The 22,744-nt window shown below is 37.5% G+C and carries 21 protein-coding genes, 2 tRNA genes and 1 rRNA gene (1 of these 24 only partly in view); 8 read left to right on the top strand and 16 right to left on the bottom strand.

Annotated elements, in window-relative coordinates; translation table 11 throughout:
• The 13 genes from F0365_RS10960 to F0365_RS10900 form a co-directional block, all read right to left on the bottom strand.
• Positions 1-57 (bottom strand) — tRNA-Ala (locus F0365_RS10960) (it extends 17 nt beyond the left edge of the window).
• A gap of 113 nt (positions 58-170) precedes the next feature.
• A tRNA-Ile gene (locus tag F0365_RS10955) sits at positions 171-244 on the bottom strand.
• Between the two features lie 127 nt (positions 245-371).
• A 16S ribosomal RNA gene (locus tag F0365_RS10950) occupies positions 372-1,897 on the bottom strand.
• Positions 1,898-2,311: 414 nt separating this feature from the next.
• Positions 2,312-3,667 (bottom strand): MATE family efflux transporter, encoded by a 1,356-nt coding sequence (locus tag F0365_RS10945; protein ID WP_169933722.1) that lies wholly within the window; start codon positions 3,665-3,667, stop codon positions 2,312-2,314.
• Between the two features lie 53 nt (positions 3,668-3,720).
• Positions 3,721-5,130, bottom strand: a complete 1,410-nt coding sequence (locus F0365_RS10940; protein ID WP_169933721.1) for a M20/M25/M40 family metallo-hydrolase — start codon at positions 5,128-5,130, stop codon at positions 3,721-3,723.
• The gene (locus F0365_RS10935) at positions 5,123-5,992 is read right to left on the bottom strand and encodes a polyphosphate kinase 2 family protein (protein ID WP_169933720.1); all 870 of its coding nucleotides are present in this window, start codon (positions 5,990-5,992) and stop codon (positions 5,123-5,125) included. The genes F0365_RS10940 and F0365_RS10935 overlap by 8 nt, the downstream gene beginning before the upstream one ends.
• Positions 5,993-5,999: 7 nt before the next feature.
• On the bottom strand, positions 6,000-7,163 hold the full coding sequence (locus F0365_RS10930; protein WP_169933719.1) for a sigma-54-dependent transcriptional regulator: 1,164 nt from the start codon (positions 7,161-7,163) through the stop codon (positions 6,000-6,002).
• A 2-nt stretch (positions 7,164-7,165) separates the two neighbouring features.
• Complete coding sequence (locus F0365_RS10925) at positions 7,166-8,059, bottom strand: DUF6268 family outer membrane beta-barrel protein (RefSeq protein WP_169933718.1); 894 nt, start codon at positions 8,057-8,059, stop codon at positions 7,166-7,168.
• A complete protein-coding gene (locus tag F0365_RS10920; RefSeq protein WP_169933717.1) occupies positions 8,052-8,936 on the bottom strand; it encodes a mechanosensitive ion channel family protein in 885 nt (294 codons plus the stop codon). Before F0365_RS10920 ends, F0365_RS10925 begins: the two co-directional genes overlap by 8 nt.
• A 2-nt stretch (positions 8,937-8,938) precedes the next feature.
• Positions 8,939-10,234, bottom strand: a complete 1,296-nt coding sequence (locus F0365_RS10915) for an ABC transporter permease (RefSeq protein ID WP_169934838.1) — start codon at positions 10,232-10,234, stop codon at positions 8,939-8,941.
• A complete protein-coding gene (locus F0365_RS10910) occupies positions 10,227-11,156 on the bottom strand; it encodes an ABC transporter ATP-binding protein (RefSeq protein WP_169933716.1) in 930 nt (309 codons plus the stop codon). Before F0365_RS10910 ends, F0365_RS10915 begins: the two co-directional genes overlap by 8 nt.
• Positions 11,157-11,435: 279 nt before the next feature.
• A complete protein-coding gene (gene dnaJ, locus F0365_RS10905) occupies positions 11,436-12,575 on the bottom strand; it encodes a molecular chaperone DnaJ (RefSeq protein WP_410505448.1) in 1,140 nt (379 codons plus the stop codon).
• A 2-nt stretch (positions 12,576-12,577) separates the two neighbouring features.
• A complete protein-coding gene (locus F0365_RS10900) occupies positions 12,578-13,117 on the bottom strand; it encodes a nucleotide exchange factor GrpE (RefSeq protein ID WP_169933715.1) in 540 nt (179 codons plus the stop codon).
• A gap of 238 nt (positions 13,118-13,355) precedes the next feature.
• Here F0365_RS10900 and F0365_RS10895 point away from each other — a divergent pair, with 238 nt between their 5' ends.
• Positions 13,356-14,021, top strand: a complete 666-nt coding sequence (locus F0365_RS10895; protein WP_169933714.1) for a YceI family protein — start codon at positions 13,356-13,358, stop codon at positions 14,019-14,021.
• Between the two features lie 101 nt (positions 14,022-14,122).
• Positions 14,123-14,920 carry a hypothetical protein gene (locus F0365_RS10890; protein ID WP_169933713.1) on the top strand — a complete coding sequence of 266 codons (798 nt, stop codon included), beginning with the start codon at positions 14,123-14,125 and terminating at the stop codon, positions 14,918-14,920.
• A 6-nt stretch (positions 14,921-14,926) separates the two neighbouring features.
• Here the strand turns inward: F0365_RS10890 and F0365_RS10885 are convergent, their stop codons facing one another.
• Complete coding sequence (locus tag F0365_RS10885) at positions 14,927-15,838, bottom strand: TIGR01777 family oxidoreductase (protein ID WP_169933712.1); 912 nt, start codon at positions 15,836-15,838, stop codon at positions 14,927-14,929.
• 124 nt (positions 15,839-15,962) lie between these two features.
• Entirely contained in the window at positions 15,963-16,373 is a 411-nt protein-coding gene (locus F0365_RS10880) for a DUF2141 domain-containing protein (protein WP_169933711.1), read from the bottom strand.
• Between the two features lie 205 nt (positions 16,374-16,578).
• On the opposite strand from F0365_RS10880, the gene F0365_RS10875 reads away from it, so the two are divergent.
• The 4 genes from F0365_RS10875 (at position 16,579) to F0365_RS10860 (ending at position 20,381) form a co-directional block, all read left to right on the top strand.
• Positions 16,579-17,544 (top strand): Gfo/Idh/MocA family protein, encoded by a 966-nt coding sequence (locus tag F0365_RS10875; RefSeq protein WP_169933710.1) that lies wholly within the window; start codon positions 16,579-16,581, stop codon positions 17,542-17,544.
• 191 nt (positions 17,545-17,735) lie between these two features.
• Positions 17,736-19,325, top strand: coding sequence for an ABC transporter substrate-binding protein (locus F0365_RS10870; protein ID WP_169933709.1), 1,590 nt, complete (start codon positions 17,736-17,738; stop codon positions 19,323-19,325).
• Between the two features lie 177 nt (positions 19,326-19,502).
• Positions 19,503-19,811 carry a peptidyl-tRNA hydrolase gene (locus F0365_RS10865; protein ID WP_169933708.1) on the top strand — a complete coding sequence of 103 codons (309 nt, stop codon included), beginning with the start codon at positions 19,503-19,505 and terminating at the stop codon, positions 19,809-19,811.
• A gap of 45 nt (positions 19,812-19,856) precedes the next feature.
• Positions 19,857-20,381 carry a CIA30 family protein gene (locus F0365_RS10860; protein WP_240961607.1) on the top strand — a complete coding sequence of 175 codons (525 nt, stop codon included), beginning with the start codon at positions 19,857-19,859 and terminating at the stop codon, positions 20,379-20,381.
• A 341-nt stretch (positions 20,382-20,722) separates the two neighbouring features.
• Here F0365_RS10860 and F0365_RS10855 read toward each other — a convergent pair whose 3' ends face one another.
• Positions 20,723-21,304 (bottom strand): outer membrane beta-barrel protein, encoded by a 582-nt coding sequence (locus F0365_RS10855; protein ID WP_169933707.1) that lies wholly within the window; start codon positions 21,302-21,304, stop codon positions 20,723-20,725.
• A gap of 174 nt (positions 21,305-21,478) precedes the next feature.
• Between F0365_RS10855 and F0365_RS10850 the strand changes: the two genes are divergently transcribed.
• Both F0365_RS10850 and F0365_RS10845 read left to right on the top strand, forming a co-directional pair.
• On the top strand, positions 21,479-21,910 hold the full coding sequence (locus F0365_RS10850; RefSeq protein ID WP_169933706.1) for a MarR family winged helix-turn-helix transcriptional regulator: 432 nt from the start codon (positions 21,479-21,481) through the stop codon (positions 21,908-21,910).
• Between the two features lie 146 nt (positions 21,911-22,056).
• Complete coding sequence (locus F0365_RS10845; protein ID WP_169933705.1) at positions 22,057-22,629, top strand: cob(I)yrinic acid a,c-diamide adenosyltransferase; 573 nt, start codon at positions 22,057-22,059, stop codon at positions 22,627-22,629.
• Positions 22,630-22,744 lie beyond the last annotated feature (115 nt).

Here is a 22,744-nt window from a genome sequence, read left to right as displayed (position 1 = left end):
GAACCGATGACCTCCTGCGTGCAAGGCAGGCGCTCTAGCCAGCTGAGCTAATCCCCCATTTCAGAAATTTAGAAAATAAATTCAAAATTATGAATATGGAATATAATCCTCAACATCTAAAGTTTCCTTATTATTTTAAATGAACAAATGTGGCAAAACCACATAAAAAGTAGTCTCAGGCAGACTCGAACTGCCGACCTCTACATTATCAGTGTAGCGCTCTAACCAGCTGAGCTATGAGACTCTAAATCATTGAACAAAACCTCGCGGCTTCTCTTAATTGACAATTCTAATATAAAATAAATAAACACACTAATTAAGTAACTCATTATTACATCACTCTTGTAGTTTCATTATTTCAGAAACTCCAGAAAGGAGGTGTTCCAGCCGCACCTTCCGGTACGGCTACCTTGTTACGACTTAGCCCTAGTTACCGGTTTTACCCTAGGCAGCTCCTTGCGGTCACCGACTTCAGGCACCCCCAGCTTCCATGGCTTGACGGGCGGTGTGTACAAGGCCCGGGAACGTATTCACCGCATCATGGCTGATATGCGATTACTAGCGATTCCAGCTTCACGTAGTCGAGTTGCAGACTACGATCCGAACTGAGATAGGGTTTGAAGATTCGCTCCTTCTCACGAAGTGGCTGCTCTCTGTCCCTACCATTGTAGCACGTGTGTGGCCCAGGACGTAAGGGCCGTGATGATTTGACGTCATCCCCACCTTCCTCACAGTTTGCACTGGCAGTCTCACTAGAGTCCCCGACATGACTCGCTGGCAACTAGCAACAGGGGTTGCGCTCGTTATAGGACTTAACCTGACACCTCACGGCACGAGCTGACGACAACCATGCAGCACCTTGCAAATTGTCCGAAGAAAAGTCTATTTCTAAACCTGTCAATCTGCATTTAAGCCCTGGTAAGGTTCCTCGCGTATCATCGAATTAAACCACATGCTCCACCGCTTGTGCGGGCCCCCGTCAATTCCTTTGAGTTTCATTCTTGCGAACGTACTCCCCAGGTGGGTTACTTATCACTTTCGCTTGGCCACTCAGTACTCAATCGTACCGAACAGCTAGTAACCATCGTTTACGGCGTGGACTACCAGGGTATCTAATCCTGTTCGCTACCCACGCTTTCGTCCATCAGCGTCAATATATTGTTAGTGATCTGCCTTCGCAATCGGTATTCTATGTAATATCTAAGCATTTCACCGCTACACTACATATTCTAACCACTTCACAATAATTCAAGACTAACAGTATCAATGGCAGTGCCGGAGTTAAGCCCCTGCATTTCACCACTGACTTATTAGCCCGCCTACGGACCCTTTAAACCCAATGATTCCGGATAACGCTTGCACCCTCCGTATTACCGCGGCTGCTGGCACGGAGTTAGCCGGTGCTTATTCTTACGGTACCGTCAACTCTCTACACGTAGAGAGGTTTCTTCCCGTACAAAAGTAGTTTACAACCCATAGGGCCGTCTTCCTACACGCGGCATGGCTGGATCAGGCTTGCGCCCATTGTCCAATATTCCTCACTGCTGCCTCCCGTAGGAGTCTGGTCCGTGTCTCAGTACCAGTGTGGGGGATCTCCCTCTCAGGACCCCTACCTATCGTAGCCATGGTGAGCCTTTACCTCACCATCTAGCTAATAGGACGCATACTCATCTATTACCGTAACCTTTAATTACTAAATCATGCGATTCAATAATACTATGAGGTGTTAATCCAAATTTCTTCGGGCTATCCCTCAGTAATAGGTAGATTGTATACGCGTTACGCACCCGTGCGCCGGTCGCCATCATCTAGCAAGCTAGATATGCTGCCCCTCGACTTGCATGTGTTAAGCCTGCCGCTAGCGTTCATCCTGAGCCAGGATCAAACTCTTCATCGTCGAATCTTTTTAAAGATCATTTAATATATGATGCTTTTTTGAAACTACTTAATTAGCATTGTGCTTATCTAAATTTATTATATAACTATAATTACCACCCTAAAGTGATAACTCTAATTTGTGCTGTCAATCAATATCTCAATGAACATCTTCAAAATCTAAAACTAAAATCTTACCATAAATCTTCACGATTTTATTGTTGATCTTTTAGCCTTTTTGAAGAACATTTGCCTCGTTAAACATATACCTGTTTTCCTTAGCGGGTGCAAATATACAGACACTATCTGTTACAAACCAAACTTTTTAATGAGAAAAAATGAAAATAATTTGAAATGAAAAACAAACACCTCATTTACAGTAAACTACTATTTGAAATGATTTGATATCTTATTCCAATACCCTTGTAAACCTTACCTAAGTGATCTTCTTACCCGCAGCTGCATCAAAACGTCTCAATAAATACCTGTACCTCAAAAACATCAAAACAGCCGAAAGTGATAAAGCGATTAATAATCCCATCCATATGCCTTGAACTCCAAAGTCATAATAGCTGCTCAAAATAAATGAAAATGGAAATCCAACTATCCAATATGCTATAAAACAAATAAGGGTTGGGATCCAGACATCTTGGAAGCCTCGTAAAGCTCCTAATAAAACCACTTGAAAACCATCACTTAACTGAAAGAAAGCTGCAATTATTAAAATCTTCGATGCTAACTCAACCACATCTATATTATCTATATATATAAGAGGTAATTGGTTTCTAAAAAGTAAAAAGCAAAAAGCAAAAACTAATTCGAACATCAAGGTCAATAAAAATAGAGATTTTGCAATTCTCTTTAAGTCTGAGATATGACCAAGTCCCTTTTGATTACCTACTCTAATAGTAGCTGTTACCCCTAAGCCTACTCCTACCATAAATGTCAAAGCAGATAAGTTTAACGCAATTTGATTTGCTGCTTGACTATTGGTGCCTAGTGTACCAGATAAGAAAATGGCAGCCGTAAATAGCGAAACCTCAAACAACATTTGAAGCGCTGTAGGAAGACCCAGATGAAATAATTTATTTATTACCCCAAAAGAATAATTCTTTAATAAGAAAAAATAACTCTTAAACTGTTTGTTGAAAAAAAGCAAAACAGTTAGGATTAAAAACATTAATATCCTTGCCACAAATGTTCCAATAGCAGCCCCTTCTACTTCTAATCTCGGAAATCCAAATTTCCCATAGATAAAAACATAATTCAACAATACATTAATAATGTTTGCTACTATAGAAGCGATCATGGAATAGGTAGTTTTAGAAAGACCGTCTATAAACTGTTTCACCGCCTGAAACATCATTAAAGGTATTAAGGAAAATGCTACCCACCTCATATAAGGAATAGCTAAATCAACAACCTCTTTAGGTTGATCGAGCATGTAAAGTATGGGCTCACTTAGGAACATCAAAAGCATTAACAAAACACCCATGATAAACGACATTAAAAACCCTAAATGAAAAATAGAGGTTACTCTGTCTGAATCTCCTTGAGCATCTGCCTCAGCCACCAGAGGTGTTATAGCAAATGAAAACCCTATTCCTACAGAAAGGGCTATAAAAATCAAAGTATTCCCTAGTGATACTGCAGCTAGCTGTGCTGCACCCAACTTCCCTACCATTATATTATCTGCTAATGCAACTAATAAATGGGCAATTTGACCTACCATTAAAGGCACCGCTATATGGAGGTTTTTAGGAAATTCTTTAGTGTAATCTTTTAATGCCATAGTGATTTCTCAAAAGGCGTAAAAGTAGATAGAATGTGCAATAGAGATATGCTCTAATCCATCCTTTTATTAACTATTCCATATTGATCAAAAAGATAGATCAAACTGGTCATTGTTGCAGCACCTAATTCTAACTCCCGCTTATTAACAGCATCGAAAGTATCGTTTGCTGCATGATGAAAATCAAAATATCTTTGAGAGTCTGGTCGTAAGCCTGCTAAGGTTGTACCGGAGGCTTTTAATGGGCCTACATCTGCTCCACTGCCGCCCTGCTCGAAATAATGTATCAAGTAAGGTTTGAATAAGGGCTTCCAAGATTCTATAACTTTCATTTGATCCTCACTAGTGTCAAAACTGAAACCTCTAGGCGTAAAACCTCCAGAGTCGCTTTCCAAAGCAAAAATATGATTCTCATTTTTAAGTGCCGCTTGTTTTGCATATTCTCGGGCGCCCTTTAATCCATTTTCTTCATTCATAAAAAGAACTACTCGTATCGTACGTAGTGGTTTATAACCTAATGCTTTCAAGGTGTGCAATACTTGCATGGACTGCACCACTCCAGCACCGTCATCATGACTACCGTCACCTAAATCCCATGAATCTAAATGACCTCCTACGATGATCACTTCGTTAGGATAGGTACTTCCTTTAATTTCGCCTATCACGTTATGGCTTTCTACATCTCCCCATACGGTACAGTCTTGTTTTAGATAAAACTGTACATTCTTATCTAGTGCTAGGTAAGTGTGCAACTTTTCTGCATCATTTGTACTGATCGCAGCTGCCGGAATATAATTCTCAACGTCGGAGTCCCCATAGCTCATTGCGCCCGTATGGGGATAATCGTCTAGTCTTAGATTCATAGATCTCACTATTACTGCAACAGCACCGTATTTACCTGCTTCTTCTGCACCGCTGTATCGTTGATCCACACAACCTCCATAAGCCTCAAAAGTTTGAATCTTTTTAGGATCCATAGGCCGGTTGTAAAAAACAATTTTACCTTCTACCTGTTCTCTTCCTAACTCAGAAAGCTCTTGTAAAGAAGTAACCTCTATTACTGGGGCTTTTATCCCAGCTTCTCTAGTTGGGATGGAACCCCCCAAAGCGCATACATTAACGTTGATAGTAGATAGATCATTCAGTTGTATATAGGCAAATTCTGGTGTACCTCTTGTCCATTTAGGAACTAGTACCGACTGCAATTCTGTTCTATTAGTAAATTTTTTGATTTCCTTTTCGGTATAAGTTACTGCTCGTTCGGCTTGTAGGGATCCCGATAACCTTCCTCCTATGGTGTTAGATAAATAATCGAGCCACTCATAACTTTTAGATTCTGTAAGGTTGAAGTCATAAATGCTTCTCAGCATAAGTGAATCTGACTTTGATGTTGGTAGGACTTGCGCTTTCGCGAAAGCGGAACCTATTAAAACAAGTAATCCTATGATGTATATTTTATTCATTTTCTAAAGCTTTTATGTATTCATTAATATTTCCAGATACTTCATCATTTAATTGAGGTGCTTGTATTTCCTTAAACTGGGACAAGGTCTCCAAAAGTATTTTTGCTACTAAAAGTCTTGCCACAGGCTTATCGTCGGCTGGGATGATATGCCATGGAGCGATATCTGTATTTGTGTGGCGTATAGCTTGTTCATAGCAATGCATATAGTTTTCCCATAATTTACGCTCCTTAAGATCATCTTTTGAGAATTTCCAATTCTTCTCTGGCGTATTTAACCTTCTTAACAGCCTGCTTTTTTGCTCTTCTTTACTGAGATGGAGAAAAAATTTAAAAATAAAAGTTCCGTTTTCAACAAGCTCTTTCTCAAAGTTATTGATCTGTTGGTAACGCATTTGCCAAAAGTCTTCTGTCGCCTTTTCGGGGCTATCAAATCCTGGAAGATTTTCAGCCATTAAGTAATCTGGATGGACTCTGGTAACCAGCACATTCTCGTAATGTGTCCGGTTAAAAATACCAAAATGACCCTTAGACGGTAATGCGATATAATGCCTCCATAAATAACCTTGTGATAATTCGATATTTGTAGGCACTTTAAAACTGTGCTGTACAACACCTCTTACATTAAAGTCTTTAAATACCTCGCGTATCAGACTGTCTTTACCTGAGGTATCCATTCCTTGAAAACAAACCAAAATGGCATGACGGTCATGTGCATACAACCTCGCTTGAAAATGAGCCAGATCTCTTCTTACTTTATCGAGTTCCTTTTCAGCCTTTTTTTTTGAAGGAGATTTTTTTAAGAGTGTGGCTAGCTTTGAAAGTTGAAGCTGCTCTGTTGCTTTATAATCATCTGATGTCATAGACTATTTATTTACTAGCAAAAAGTTTTACATCTTTTTCACTGATTTGACTACCTCCTAAAATAATCAAACGTTCTACAACATTGCGCAACTCGCGTATGTTTCCTGTCCAGTCATATTCTTTTAGCAATTTGAATGCTTTATCTTCAAATTTCTTGGTTGAATTCCCTTGTTCTTTTGCGATTTTTGCTGCAAAATGATTGATTAAAAGAGGTATATCATCTCTTCTATCGTTGAGCGTAGGAACATTAATTAGAATAACAGCAAGTCTGTGGTATAGATCTTCTCTAAACTTTTTGTCTTCAATTTCTTGTTTTAAATTTTTGTTAGTCGCTGCTAGAATTCTAACATCCACTTTAATATCTCTATCACTTCCTACACGTTGTATTTTATTTTCTTGTAGTGCTCTAAGAACTTTAGCTTGGGCTTTTGCGCTCATATCACCTATTTCATCAAGGAAAATCGTACCGCCATTTGCAGCTTCAAATTTTCCTGCGCGATCTTTATTAGCGCCAGTAAAACTTCCTTTTACATGGCCAAAGAGTTCGCTCTCTATCAACTCACTAGGTATAGCGGCACAATTCACTTCTATAAAAGGGCCGTTAGAGCGATCACTTTTTTCATGTAACCAATGCGCCACAAGTTCTTTCCCTGTTCCGTTTGCACCAGTAATAAGAACTCTAGCGTCTGTAGGAGCAACTTTTTCTATGATATTTTTAATGATCAGGATCAACTCACTATCGCCTATCATTTCGTAATTCTTGCTCACCTTTTTCTTAAGGCGCTTGTTTTCTACAACAAGACTTTTCTTGTCAAGAGCATTGCGTACGGTATTTAAAAGTCTATTTAAGTCGGGCGGTTTAGAGATATAATCAAAAGCACCTAATCGCATGGTATGTACCGCAGTATCTAGATCTCCATGTCCCGAAATCATCACTATAGGAATCTCTGGCTTGATTTTCTTCATAGCTTCCAAAACCTCAACACCATCCATCTTAGGCATTTTAATATCACAGAGCACTAGATCGTAATCATTATCTCTAATGAGTTCTATTCCTTCCAGACCGTCAACAGCCTCTGTCACGACATAATCTTTACTTTCTTCAGTTAAGATTTTACCTAAAACGCGACGTATTGCGCTTTCATCTTCTATAAGGAGAATATTTGCCATTTTTAAATTTTGAATTTTAATCCTACTCGTGAGTAAAATGTATTGGTATCATTAAGCGTGACTACATCATCACCATTATTATCTCTCAAACGTATATCGTTTATAAAGGTATAGCCTGCATAAATATAAGCCGAAATATGTTTAGTGAAATTATACTCATATCCTGGACCTATCATAGCAATCGTCATGGAAACATCCTCAGCGACACCTCTTGTGGTAGGCTCATCATTTTGAATGTTTGCATAAAAACCATCCAGTCTGGCATACAGTTGCACATTGTTCTTTTCATTGAACCTGTATTTCAAATTCATCTTGGGGACCCCTAATGTAAAGCTCCAGCTATCATTCAACTCTCTAAAATAATTGAGATAAGGCAATGGAAAAGGTCTGCCGGCAGTGGTAGCATATTGAACCCCTAGTACAAGTCGCCATGGCTTGCCTCCATCTTCTCTATTCTTTTCACTTTTTATAAAATAAACGCTTCCGGTTAGAAAATAGTCGTCAGATTTTGCTTTTCCCTCATCAAAATTAGAAGCTACAAGGATCCCTATTCGAGCTCCAAACCTCCAGTTGTTTTTCATAGGAAATGTGTAACCTAATCCTACTTCATAACTTTCGTAACGGTCAGACCCAAAATCAGTTAGTATAAAATCATCTTTTACAATGTATTCTACATTCCTATATTCTAAAAAAGGCACTACATAAGTTCCTTCACCTACTTTAAGCGGCACATTTGCAAACGTCCTAAACCTTCTAAAGCTATTATCAGATTTACTCTGAGGGAAATAGGTATACTCTGCTCTAAATAAGTCTGTTCCTTGGGCGTGCGCTTTCGCGAAAACGAGAACACACAACACCAACACATTTATTTTAAGCATATCCATTACTCTAGTCATTACTCATATCGTTAGATCCTTCACTGCCGGAAGGTCGAGAGATAATGTGTAAATCCCTTTGTGGGAAAGGAATGGTAACTCCATTCTCTCTAAAGGCTCTGTCGATAGCAAAACGCAAAGCACTTTTAATACGAGGCTCTGCAAAAGAGTCTCTTACAAAAAAATAAATTCCGAAATTTAATGAACTATCGCCAAAATCATTAAACATAACAAATGGTTCTGGACTTTTAAGAATTCCCTTTTGCTCACTTGCGCAACTTACCAAAAGCTTTTCTACTAACTCTGTGTCACTTCCATAAGCAACACCTACTAGCACATGCTCTCTAGTTTTAGGGTGATTTTGAGTATAATTATAAACGGACTCCGACATAAAAAGGTGATTAGGAATAATCAAAATCTTATCATCTCTAGTAACAATTCTAGTACTTCTCAGCTTCACCTCAAATACACGTCCTACTTTACCATTCATTTCAATAACGTCGTTTACTAATACAGATCTATCAGTAAGAATGGTGATTCCCGCAATAATATCTTTAAATAAATCTTGTAAAGCAAAACCCAGTCCTACAAATAATGCAGCACTTGCCGTAAGAAGTCCCGTGAGCCTCACCCCACTGGAATGTAAAACGGTGATGATAACGATGATGTAAACCAGGTAGTTGAAAAACTTAAAAACACTATCAAACTTTAATTTGTCTGTAGTATCCATTTTGCGAGTAATCACTTTTTTAATTCCTCTTAAAACTAAAGTAGTAATCACAATGGCTAGAACAGCCAGAATGAGCATCCAAGTATCAAAATGGAAACCGTCCGAGTTTCTAGATCCTACTATAGGGTAGGTGAAGAATTCCTCTATTTTATCCCAATTTATATTCATAATTAGTAACGCAACCATTTATACAGTTCCTTCCAGTTAGTTTTCTTTCCGTACATTAATATTCCTATTCTATAAATCTTTGCAGCAAGTATTGCTACACCTATAATACTAACATATAATAGCAACATACTTATTGCAATCTCCCACCATGCTATTTCTCCAAAAGGTATTCTCATCAACATCACGATAGGAGAAGTAAGCGGAATATAAGAAAATATAACGGCAGTTGTTCCATGTGGATTATCCATTACTGAAAAGAACCCTACATATATAGCTAGCATTAAAGGCAATATCACTGGCAACATAAATTGTTGGGTATCCGTTTCATTATCAACTGCTGCACCTATAGCTGTATAAATAGAAGCATATAGAAAGTAACCGCCCATAAAGTATATGAAGAAGCATATTAATAGTTTCAAAATAGGAAGCTGAGCGATGTCGTTAAAAATCAATTCCATCTTACTCATATCTTGAGCTTGCAGCATCACATCAGCATTTGCTGGATTTGAAAAAGCATCAACTCCTAAAAAAGTAGTGGCTACGAGCATGAGAATAAAACCTACGACTACCCAAATCAAAAACTGTGTGATTCCAGCTAGTGACGTTCCAGTAATCTTACCTATCATTAAATAGATAGGCTTTACACTACTCACAATAATTTCTATAATGCGATTGGTCTTTTCTTCTATCACAGATCTCATAACCATGTTACCATATATAATGATAAACATCATCAATAAATATCCTGCAGCTCCACCGGCCGCAATTTTAATCCATCCAGACATTTTACTGGTTTTCTCACCGGTAAAATCCTGTAGTTGCAACTCCTTATTCACGGTGCGCTCTTTAATCACATTAAGATCAATTCCAGCATCTTCTAAGTTATTTGCAGTGGCTTGTTTGTTGATTTTATTTTCAATAGACTCTAAAAAACCTTGAGAAGGAGAATCATCAGAATAAAAACTAATATCTGCCAGCTGCTGTTCCCTTGCTTCAATAAGTATCAATCCATAATAATCGGCCTCCTTACTGGCAGCGATAGCCGCCTCTTTAGAAAGCCCGTCTAGTACGATGTATTCATTACGGTCATTTGTTTCAAAAAGTGCTACATAATTAGCATCAGTTTGATCAAGAACAGCAATTTTTCTAGCCGTATCAGAGTTGATACTGGTCAGCCATCCTATCAATAATGCTACAGCAACAAATATAACGGGACTTACAAAAGTCATAACTATAAATGTTCTGTTTCTTACCTTATTTAGGTATTCTCTCTTTATAATAAGCCACAATTTATCCATGTTGCTGTACAGTTTTGATAAAAATATCATTAACACTAGGTATCACCTCACTAAAATGTGTGAGTTCGCCTAATTTTAATAATCGATTCAATGCGATAGGAACAGCTACCTCATTGGGAATTTTAATTTGAATGTCTAAGGTATTATCTAAACCCGATAAAGCTATAGGCTGAGGATCAAATTCTGCTGGAATTTGTTGAAATGCCAGATCATTATTCTCACAAATTAAAGACACCGCATAATTACGATCCCTATATTGTTGTTTTATTTCGCTTAATTTACCTTCGAGCACTAGATTTGATTTGTGGATCAATGCAATATGATCACACATTTCTTCGACACTTTCCATACGGTGTGTGGAGAAAATTATGGTCGCTCCATCATCACGTAATTTTAAAATCTCATCTTTAATAAGATTTGCATTCATTGGGTCAAAACCAGAAAAGGGCTCATCAAAAATCAACAGGCTTGGCTCGTGCATTACCGTAACAATAAACTGTACTTTTTGAGCCATTCCTTTAGAAAGCTCTTGGAGTTTTTTATTCCACCAACCTTCTATTCCTAATCTTTCAAACCAATAATTCAATCGCTCCTTTGCCTGGGTTTTAGTCAGCCCTTTTAGTTGAGCGAGATAAATACATTGCTCTCCTACTTTCATTGATTTATAAAGACCACGCTCTTCTGGCATGTACCCTATATCTTCTATATGCTGAGGTTTTAATTGTTCCCCATTGAGAAGGATGTATCCTTGATCTGGCATAGTGATCTGGTTGATAATTCTGATCAGTGATGTTTTACCAGCTCCGTTAGGACCCAATAATCCGTAAACACTCCCCTTAGGAACAGTTATAGACACATCATTAAGTGCTGTGTAATCTCCATAATCCTTTTTTATACGTATAGCTTCTAGCGCGTTTCCCATGCAGTAATTAATTGTGCTAAATTAATAAGAAGGATATGGTATTACTAAGGATTTAGAAGATTTTAATAGGAAAATTTGTTAAATGGTCGCGATAAGAAGAAGAATAAGATACTTTGTCGTTCCATCCCATCATATCCGTAACAAAATGCCATAAAAAAAACCACCTCTTGTAAAAACAAGAGGTGGAAAAATTGCTATGAAAAAGAAAAATAACAAACAGTTGGTTGACTGTTCGTTACAGTAAATATATACAAATTTTTCTAAATCATTAAGTTTTCTTTAAGAAAACATATCTTTTACCTTTTCAAAGAAAGATTTATCGCCTTTTTCTGGAGCTGGTTCAAAGTTGGAGTCTGTCATCATGCTCTCAAAAAAGTCCTTTTGTTCCTTAGTTAAGCTACGTGGTGTCCATACATTTACATGTACTAATAGATCACCTGTTCCATAACCATTGAGACTAGGCATTCCTTTACCACGTAGTCTTAGTATTTTCCCACTTTGAATACCTGCTTCTACTGGTATACGCACCTTACCTGTGACGGTTTGGATTTCTTTAGAAGTTCCTAATACTGCTTCAGGAACACTTACATACATATCATAATGAAGGTTATTCCCTTCTCTTTGTAACTCTGCATGAGGTTTCACTTCAATATCTACTAATAAATCCCCACTTATTCCGTTTCCTGGGGCATCATTTCCTTTTCCAGAAACTTTGAGACGCATGTCTGATTCTACTCCTGCTGGGATTTGAATAGTCACGGTTTCTTCAATAGCGACCATACCTTGATCATCTGCTCCGTCTGGTTTATTATCGATGCTTTGCCCTGCTCCTCCACATACATTACATGGAGCTGCGGTTTGCATACGACCCAAAATAGTATTCTGAATTCTGGTTACTTGACCACTACCATTACAAGTACCGCAAGTTTTATAAGTAACTCCTGGCGCTTGCTTTTTACGTTTTACTTTTACTTTTTTATCGACACCATTTGCCGCTTCTTCTAAAGTAAGAGAAACTCTGATTCGTAAATCTTTTCCCTTTACTCTACGTTGTCCGCCACGACCACCGCCAAATCCTCCAAAACCTGAGAATCCGCCGCCGCCGCCGCCGCCGCCAAATATATCACCGAACTGACTGAATATATCATCCATATCAAAGCCTGCAGCGCCACCACCGCCAAAGCCGCCGGCACCTCCAGAAGTATAAGCCTGATGACCTAACTGGTCGTAGCGGGACTTCTTTTGAGGATCGCTTAAAGTTTCATAAGCTTCTGCAGCTTTTTTAAAGTTCTCTTCTGCAGCTGCATCACCTGGGTTTTTATCTGGATGGTATTGAATAGCCTTTTTCCTGTAGGCCTTTTTTATTTCTGGTCCAGTTGCTCCTTTTTGAATGTCTAATACGTCATAAAAATCTGCCATAATTATTGTCCTATCACTACTTTTGGAAAACGAATAATCTTGTCTCCTAGTTTATATCCTTTTTCAATCACATCTACGATTTTACCTTTCATATCATCACTAGGTGCTGGTATTTGGGTAATCGCTTCATGGATGTCTGCATTAAAAGTATCTCCAGCTCTTACGTCAAATTCTTCTAATCCTTTATTGATTAAAGTATTGCGCAGTTTACCTGAGATTAATTTAATACCGCTGGTGAGTTGTTCATCTTCAGATTTGTTGATCTCCGTCATCGCTCTGTCAAAGTCGTCCAACACTGGCAACATGTCCTTTAAAACTCCTTCTCCAGCAGTTTTAAAAAGTTCCATGCGTTCCTTTGCGGTGCGTCTTTTAAAATTCTCGAATTCTGCAAAGAGACGTAAGAATTTATCTTTCTCTACTTGCAATTGCTCTTCAAGAATTTCAACCTCACTGGGTTCCTCCTGCACTTCCTCCGTTTCTTGCTCCACTACTTCTGGTGCATCCTGCTCTTGCAGGTCCTTCTCTTGTTTTTCCTTTGCCATTTTCTGACGGTATATTTTAAATAAATTCAACACGTTTTTATCGAGGTGTTTATAATGTTTACGCTTTCGCGAAAGCGAGATAGTCACAATAATCTTCACCTACCTACGCGCGATATGGCAAAAGTGCTGCCATACCAATTTGCGTGTCAAAATGTCACAACAATTAATTAATATAGATTTAACTTACTTATTTGTATATACATTTAATTTTGACGCTTTAATAAATCAAAATTTAACTATGAAAAATAATTTTTTTAAAATCACAGGAATGGCAGCAGTAATCGCTTTTACAGTTGCTTGTAAAGACAACAAAAACGAAGTAGACGCGACGGCTGAGGCTGAGGCTGCTGAAGCAACTGTTGCTGCAGTTACTTATACGGTAGATACAGAGGCTTCTAATATTGCATGGGTAGGTTCTAAACCTACAGAAGATCACACAGGTAACATAGCTCTTTCTAGCGGTATGCTAAAAGTAAATGGTGAAGTGGTAGAGAGTGGAGAGTTTACTATAGATATGACTTCTATTGAAGTGACTGATCTTGAAGGAGATTCTGCATTAAATCTGAAATCTCACTTAGAGGGAACGGTAGAAGGTAAAGAAACAGACTTCTTTAATACTCCTAAATACCCTACAGCAAAATTTGTTGTTACAGGATTATCTACTGTGGGAGCTAAGATTATGTTAGAAGGAAACCTTACTCTTAAAGATGTTACTAAAAACGTATCTTTTCCAGTAAATGTAAAATATGATGGTGATCAAATGATGTTGACTAGTGAAGAGTTTACCATTGACAGAACAGACTGGGGAATACAGTACGGTTCTAGTACCTTTACAGATATAGTTGCTAACAAAGCAATTTCTGATGATATTAAACTTACAGTAAACTTAGTTGCTACTAAGTAATTACTGAAGATTACCTTTTTTATAAAAGCCTTGCCATCAAAGATTGCAAGGCTTTCTTATTTATATCGAGTACTGTATTTTTACCCGTCCAATCTCCATTTATGAAACCTCTTTTAATCACTTTCTTTAGTCTTTTTATAGTCACAAACACTATCGCTCAGGAAGAGGAACTGATCGATACAGACTTGCTAGAAATCGTTTACGAATACGAGCAAGTAGAAGTGGATTCTATTCTTTCCATAAGGTTGCCTATTGAATTTTTTGAATCAACCGATGAGGAAGATGACGTACATTCTGATTACTGGATAGGTTACGGTGAAGATGATATGACCTTTATGGTACATCGCGCTAAAATCGATGAAAAAATATGCGTATCTAATCAAACCGAGCTGGAGGCGCACTATGAAGAAGCTATAGATGGATGGAAAGATAGTGAAGTAGGTTTAAGAGAATTAAGCAACCTGATCTATAAAGCAAACCGGGTGTACCAAGCCGAGTTTAGCTTCAATCAATACGATGAGGAACTGGATCAAATGACTCATAATGATTACCGTATTATTCAAATCAAGGAAAATTTTTATCAAATAGGAATTGTTCAACCTTTAAAAACAAAGAGCAAATCAAGAAACGATTTGTTTTTCAAAAGCATTGAAATAAGCAAGGATTACCAGCTACAAAATCAGTTTACCGAGTGCAACAGCTTTGACCTACTTTTTAATAATGATCAAGATAATTCTACTGGCAGCAGTGCTTACGACACCGGCTATGCTATCGGAGAATTTATGACAGGTTTTTTATGTATAGGAATTATTATAGTTCTTTTAGCTCTTGTCGTTTTTCTTATAGTTAGAAAAAACAAAAAGAACCAACAAAAAGAATGGGATCAATTTAATAACTAACTGATTTTACTCCAGGTATTCTTTTAAGGCTCCTTCCAGTTCTGGATAGTGAAACTGATATCCTTTTTCTTGAATTTTTGCACTACTCGCATGCTGGCTAGCAAGAACTATGGAAGACATTTCTCCCAGCATTAATTTCATGACAAATTCTGGCACATTAGGCAAGAATACTGGCTTTCCTAAAACTTTCCCTATGAGCTCCATCATAGGTCTATTTCTGATAGGATGTGGAGCCACCGCATTATAGTTTCCTTCTAATGTGTTTTTGAGAATGTGGATAAATATCCCAGAAAGGTCTTCTATTGCGATCCAACTTTGCCACATTTTACCATTGCCGAATCCGGTTCCAGCATAAAACTTTACAGGTTTTGCCATTTGGTCTAACGCACCTCCTTTATCAGAAAGGACAATACCTATGCGTACTGCGGCATGTTTTAGCCCTAGATCTTGAAACTTTGCTCCTACTTCTTCCCAGGCGATGCAAACATCTGCTAAAAAATTTGTTGCTGTAGGCGGAATTTCATTTTCTCTTAGGGCTTGTCCATTTTGGTCGTCAGGATAAATCCCTATGGCGCTTGCTGTAACCACCTGTTTTACTTGATGATCGCTTTCTTGAAGCAAACGCAACAGCAATTCTGTACTGTTAATACGGCTGTTGAGAATACGTTTTTTTGCGTCATCCGTCCATTTTTGAAAAACTGTTTCTCCAGCAAGATGAATAATAGCTTCTACACCATGAATACAAGAAGCATCTATAGTGCCTTTCTTTACATCCCATAAAAAACCTTTGTACGCAGCTTCGTTTTTAACAGCGCTTTTTCTTGTCGTCAAATAATGAACCCTATGACCTTGTGAGCGTAAATCTTCTGAAATTTTTGAGCCTACTAGACCAGTAGCTCCTGTGATAAGTACAACCATACTACGAATTTAATTCTCAAAGTGATAGAACCCTATCTTCTTTGGACTAAATTAACAAGAAACCGATAAGGCCTCTTGAGGTCATTACCGGTTTCTAACTAGTACTTTTGGCTCATTCTTTCTTCTACAAGCGCACTATAATTTCTTTATCACCAGCTACAGTAAATTTGGCATCGGCCCATGCAGGTGGACCATAACTCATAGGATTATTGCTGGTCCCATATGCTTCTTGTGGCATTCCGTTGGAACTAAAATCCATTTTTTCATTACCGTTTTTGTCATGGAGAACTATGACTGCATAATCTCCAGGTGGTACATTTTCAAAAGTGGCGGTGGCAACTCCATCTTTAATTTCAATACTGGCTGTTTGTAAAGGGGCTGCTTTCATAAATTGGTTTTCCGTACTCAAGCTGTAAACCATCTTCCCTTCGTCCCCAGAGGCGTTATTAACAGTTACTTTTAAAGTGAATGTTTCTTGAGCACTAAGCACAAAAGAGAATAATAATACGGTGAGTGTTGTAAATAAGGTTTTCATAATAATTGTGTTTAGTTTGTTATACAAGACAAATATGCAGCACACTTTCACTTGATAATAATTCTAATTACCCAACTGTATGATTTGGTTACTGAATTGTAAAAAGGATGGAATGATCATCAAGGAGAAGAGTTATTATCCAAAGGAAACTCTTAATCATCAGGTGTTTTCTATCTTCGTTAAATAGAATAGGAATAGAAGCATCATGATAAAATTTGGAATTATAGGTCTAGGAAAAATAGCAAATAAATTTGCACAGGATCTTATTAGAGTTGATGGTTGCTTTTTACAGGCGGTGGGCTCAAGGGACCTGACTAAAGCGAAAGACTTTGCGGCTACCTATCAAGCAAGACAGTATTATTCGAGCTATGAAGAAGTCGCCGCTGATCCCGAAATAGACGTTATTTATATTGCCACACCGCATGTTTTTCATTTTGACCATACCATGATGTGTCTTCACGCTGGTAAAGCTGTTATTTGTGAAAAGCCATTTGCGATGAACCTTAAAGAGGTTGAAATCATGATCAAAACCGCTAAAGAGAAAAAACTCTTTTTAATGGAGGCTTTATGGACACGTTTTATTCCTGGCACTCTTCAAGTGATGGAACTTATGGATCAAAACACCATAGGTGAGATCTACTCCATTCAGGCAAACTTCGGTTACGTAGCAACAACAGATCCCAGTAGTCGACTTATGGCAAAAGAATTAGGTGGTGGCTCCTTACTCGATATAGGGATCTATCCTGTTTTTATAAGCTTGTTATTATTAGGAATACCAATAGAAACAAAATCCATAGCACAATTAACGACAACTGGAATAGACCAACATTGTGCGATGCTCATGAAGTTTAAAAACGGAGCAACCGCCATTCTAGAATCGTCGTTCCTTGCCGAAACTTCTAATAAAGCTGTCATCTTCGGTAATAAAGGAAAAATTACCATGCACGCGCCTTTTCACCATACAGAGAAAATAACAGTAGAAACCCATGATAAAGAACCCTATCAAATTGCAGCTCCCCTTATAAATAACGGTTACACGCACGAAATTGAGGAAGTGAAAAACTGCTTTCTTTCTGGTCGACTAGAAAGTGATAAAATGAGCCTTCAGAATAGTTGTGAATTGATAAAAACTTTAGATCTGATTCGCTCTCAAATTAACTTAACCTATTAAAAAAGAAAATTTCACTTTCTTTAAAACTAAGCCTTGTATCCATTTTAAGAGTACAGCAGAATAGTCACTGCGACTCTAGACCTCTTTAAATTCTGACCTAAAGTAAAAGAAACACCCGCTTTTGGACTGATTTAGTAAGAAAAACAACATATATATGCCCCATACTAGCAGGTTCCTAATATCTTTACTTCATGTATAAATACCTCTTTATTTTACTGCCTTTTATGATACTCACTACATGTCAGAATCAAGAACAAGAAATTGATTTAAAGACTGTTTTTCGATATAATGAGCATGCAAATGTGACCAGTCTAGACCCTGCTTTTGCAAAGGATCAACGTAATATTTGGGTGTGTAACCTTCTTTACAATGGGCTGGTAAAGCTGGATAAAGACCTAGAAGTGGTTCCTGATCTAGCTTCTCATTGGAACATTGATACAACAGCTACTATTTATACCTTTTATATAAAAGAAGGCGTTTATTTTAATGACGCTTTCCTGCCTGCCGGCAAGCATGGCGCGAAAGCGAGAACCGTAACAGCACAAGACTTTAAATATTCCTTAGAGCGATTAACAGACCCTAAGATTGCCTCTCCCGGAGAATGGGTTATGAAAAACGTAGAAAGTATCAAAGCCATAGCGCCACTAGAACTTCAAATTACGTTGAAACAAGCATTTCCAGCATTTTTAGGATTGCTATCGATGAAATATTGCAGTGTCGTACCTGAAGGAAGTAACGACTTAAGAGAGCAACCCATAGGTACAGGACCCTTTTATTTAAAAAGATGGCAGGAGAATGTAAAAATGGTATTGCGCAAAAATGATTTGTACTTTGAAAAAGATAAAGAAGGAAACGCACTGCCCTATTTAGAGGCGGTTGCCATTAGCTTTAAAACAGACAAGCAAAGTGAATTTTTAGAATTTGCCCAAGGGAATTTAGATTTTATAAATGCCATCGATCCCAGTTATAAAGATGAGTTACTGACAACATCTGGCGAATTAAAACAGGCATATATCCCTACAGTAACTCTTGAAAAAGCCCCTTTCTTAAACACCGAGTATCTAGGACTAAAAGTAGACAGCAAATCACCAGAGTTACAAAGCAAGAAATTGCGACAAGCTATTAATTTAGGTTTTGACAGAGATAAAATGATCAAATACCTGCGCAATAACATAGGTACGCCAGCGCACAACGGTTTCATTCCTAGAGGCATTCCTGCGGGCGGTGTCGTAAAAGGTTTTACCTATGACCCTAATCGTGCTAGGTCGCTCGTCACTGCTTATAGTGAAGAAACTGGAGATAAAAACCCCGCCATAACGATCAGTACAGGGGCAAATTACTTAGATTTATGTGAATTCATACAGAAAGAACTTCAGAAAATAGGTATTCAAGTTCAAATCGATGTCCTGACGCCATCAACATTAAGGCAGGCGCGTAAAGATGGACAGTTAGATATATTTAGAAGCAGCTGGATCGCAGACTATCCTGATGCCGAAAACTACCTTTCTTTATTTTACTCTAAAAACTTTGCTCCAGGTGGTCCTAATTACACTCATTTTAAAAGTGCCGCTTATGACTTGCTTTATGAAAATGCCCTTAGCGCTAGTGATCCAGAAATAAGAAAAAGTCTGTACATAAAAATGGACAGTATTATCATAGAAGAAGCTCCTATTGTACCATTGTACTATGACCAAAGCGTACGTTTCATATCTAAAAAAGTCCTTAACCTAAAGAGTAACGCTGTTAATATGCTGAATCTGACAAGGGTTAAAAAGAAATAATCCCCGCTTTTTATTTAACTTTACGAGAGAAGAAAAGGTTCCATGCCACAAATTCTTTAAATTATATGAAATAAAAAATAACAGTGGTTATGATTTTTTATACTGATGAGACTTATCTCACGATAGAAAGGAAAGAAGATCTATTTCAGTAAATTCAAATACTAAATAGTAGCGATTATGAAAATGTATATTTTAATTAAGGATGACGTTCCTACAAAGATGGCTCCAGTAATAGCTGCCCATGCCTCACTTGCTTGTTATAAAAAGTATAAAGATGATCCAGATATGATAGAATGGGTCAATTCTATATTCAAAAAAGTAGTTTGCAAAGTGGATGAAAAAGAATTTCAAAATTCTTTAAAAGATGGAAAGTACGTATTGCTTACAGAGTCTTCTCTTGATAATCGTGAAGTAGCCGTAGCTTTTGTTCCTCGAGTAGAATTCACGAAGCAATTCCGTTTTTTTAAGATGTGGGCTCCCGATTAGGAGTTTTACTAGAAAGTTCTCGTAGAAAAGTGGACTTTAACAAGAATGAAATGTATACTATACTTTATCTTTCCGCTTATGATGATCAACACTACATTAATAGATTTTAATTCTGAGACAGAATTAGAAGACTGGACCATTGTAAACGACACTGTCATGGGTGGCGTTTCTTCAAGCTCGATAGAGCTTACCAAAGATGGACATGCAAATTTTAAAGGAAAGGTTTCTTTAGAAAAAAATGGTGGTTTTGCCTCAGTAAGGTACAATTGCCCAGACACTAAATTAGGGGATGCTACTAAGGCCCTATTAAGGATTAAGGGCGATGGTAACGAGTATCAATTGCGTTTTAAAGAAACTGCTTCTGACGGGCATTCATACATAATAGCTTTCCCTACCAGTGGAGAATGGGAAACTGTAGAATTAGAATTAGCCGAAATGGTACCCTCTTTTAAAGGTAGCCAATTGAACATGGATAATTTTGATCATACTTTCATTGATGAACTATCCTTTTTTATAGGTAATGATGAAGTATCATTTAACCTGCTGATAGATAAGATTGAATTGGAATAAACACCATTAAAGAACAACTTCTTTAATACCACAAACAAATAGACACCAGACACTTCTTATAGAGAGCAGTGTCTGGTGTTTTTGTTTAAGAACAACACCTGTTTTTGTTCAGTAGAATGACTGAAAATTACTATTGATAAAGAGAGTAATTACCTATGATTATGTTGGAAATACTACCAGATGGGATGAATAAAAAAAGTTCTTCTCCAAATTAAAGTAGATTTTCAGATAGGTATAAAATTCAGTCCATAGAAAATATCCTTAAGGATGTGAAAGGTTGATGGATAAAACTTTTTTTACCCTGCCTTCAGAGTCCGTATTTATTTCTTGTAAAGATAGATTTAAAGACGTAGACTTAATGCGAGAATAATTTGCTCTGGTCGGGTATCTAGTGTTCCTTGAGCAGCTATATTATTTCTTATAAAACGGACTTCATTATTAGTAAAACCACGTTCATAGCGTACATCTATTCCCAAATCCCCTAAGTTCACTCCAACACCAAATTGAGCACCAACACTCCATTCATTTTGAACATCACTCAGCGCTGTATCTTGTAATTTTGTGTCAACTATATACTGTAATGAAGGTCCAGCAAAGACATGTAAAGGTCCGATGATGTTAGTTCCTAACAGTAGAGGTACATCTATTTTTTGAACATCAAACTGACTCCCGTTATATTCATTACTCAACTTTGTGTACTTTAATTCTGGCCTTAGATATAAGAAATCAAGATCTATTTTCCAGTAAACCCCTAGATGGTACCCTATCTTCTCGTCAGGGTTATCAATAATAGTTTGTCCGTTCTCCCTTAAATCACCTGTGGAACCATAATTAAGCCCCGCAGTAACTCCTAATCCACTTTCCATTTGAGCCATTACTGTCGTGCAGATCAGTAAAAAGCCCATTAACATATACTTTTTCATATTTATCCTTTAACTCCTAACGCAAGAACAATTCAAATATTGAACAAAAGACTTTTAATAAAGCCAAGAGAGGATCGCCCTACACAAAAAGCAATTTTAACATTAAATATTGTTCCTTGGCCACAAGTTAAAATAAATTTGTAGCAACAATTAATGTAAATGTAATATAAATTTATGAGTAAGGATATGATTTCTATTCCGCTTTCGCGAAAGCTAATAACTACTCTTATTAAAAAGGGTACAGAAGCAACTGAGACGATAAGTCATACCCTAAAAGAGCATGGAATCACGATACAGCAATTTAATGTACTTCGTATTTTGAGAGGCCGCAAAGGAAAGGTTGCGAGCCTTCAAGATGTGAGCAAAGATATGATTCATGCCAATTCAAATACTACTCGAGTGATTGATAAACTGGTAGATAAAAAATTTGTAGATCGCGTACAATGTCCAACAGACAGAAGACAAATAGAACTCACTATTACAAAAAACGGTATGGAAGTACTTACTATTTTAGACCAAAAGGTGGATGCTGCAGAAACTCAACTTACCGCACAACTAGATGAGCAAGCAATCATTAATTTAATAGAAAAACTAGAAAAAATTTAACCCCTGTGTTAACGGAGTTATACATGAATTTTTAATATCAACTTATTAACTAGAAGTAAGTGACACAACCACACTTAAAAAAGGATACGCTTGACCACCGCTCTTGAAAACAGAAATTAGATTAAAATAAAAATGAAATAATAGAAATGAAAATATATACAAAAACAGGTGATACGGGTACTACAGCCTTATTTGGCGGCACACGAGTTCCTAAGCACAACTTAAGAATCGATAGTTATGGTACTGTAGACGAGCTGAATTCTTGGATGGGATTGATACGTGATCAAGAGATAGATGAACATACAAGCAAAATCATCAACTCCATACAGCACAATCTTTTTACTATAGGCGCTATTCTAGCAACCCCTCCAGAAAAGCAAGTTTTAAAAAATGGCAAAGACCGTTTGAACATTTCTAAAATTAGTGAAGAAGAGGTTAGCTTATTAGAAAGCGAAATGGACCTTATGAATGAGGAGCTGCCTGAAATGACACATTTCATACTTCCTGGCGGACATCCTGCTGTGTCATATTGTCACATTACCAGAACCGTATGTCGCCGTGCAGAGCGTCTGGCGACAGAGCTTAACGAACATGCACCTGTAGATCCACAAGTTTTGAAGTATCTCAACCGACTTTCTGACTATCTATTTGTGTTGGCACGTAAATTGTCTAAAGTTTTGGAAGCCGAAGAGATAAAATGGATCCCAAAAAAGTACTAATTTCATTTCGTTCAGAATCTGTTGAAAGCGCTTGAAACGCAGTATTACAGTAACTTCTGGTTAGAAAGAAATAAAATGTGGGGCAACTGATGAGTATTTTCAGCAAACATTTTGA

Origin of the sequence: Nonlabens sp. Ci31, assembly GCF_012974865.1 — a bacterium.
GTDB lineage: Bacteria > Bacteroidota > Bacteroidia > Flavobacteriales > Flavobacteriaceae > Nonlabens.
The sequence above is the reverse complement of the archived record's forward strand: the minus strand, read 5'-3'. Positions and strand labels throughout refer to the sequence as shown.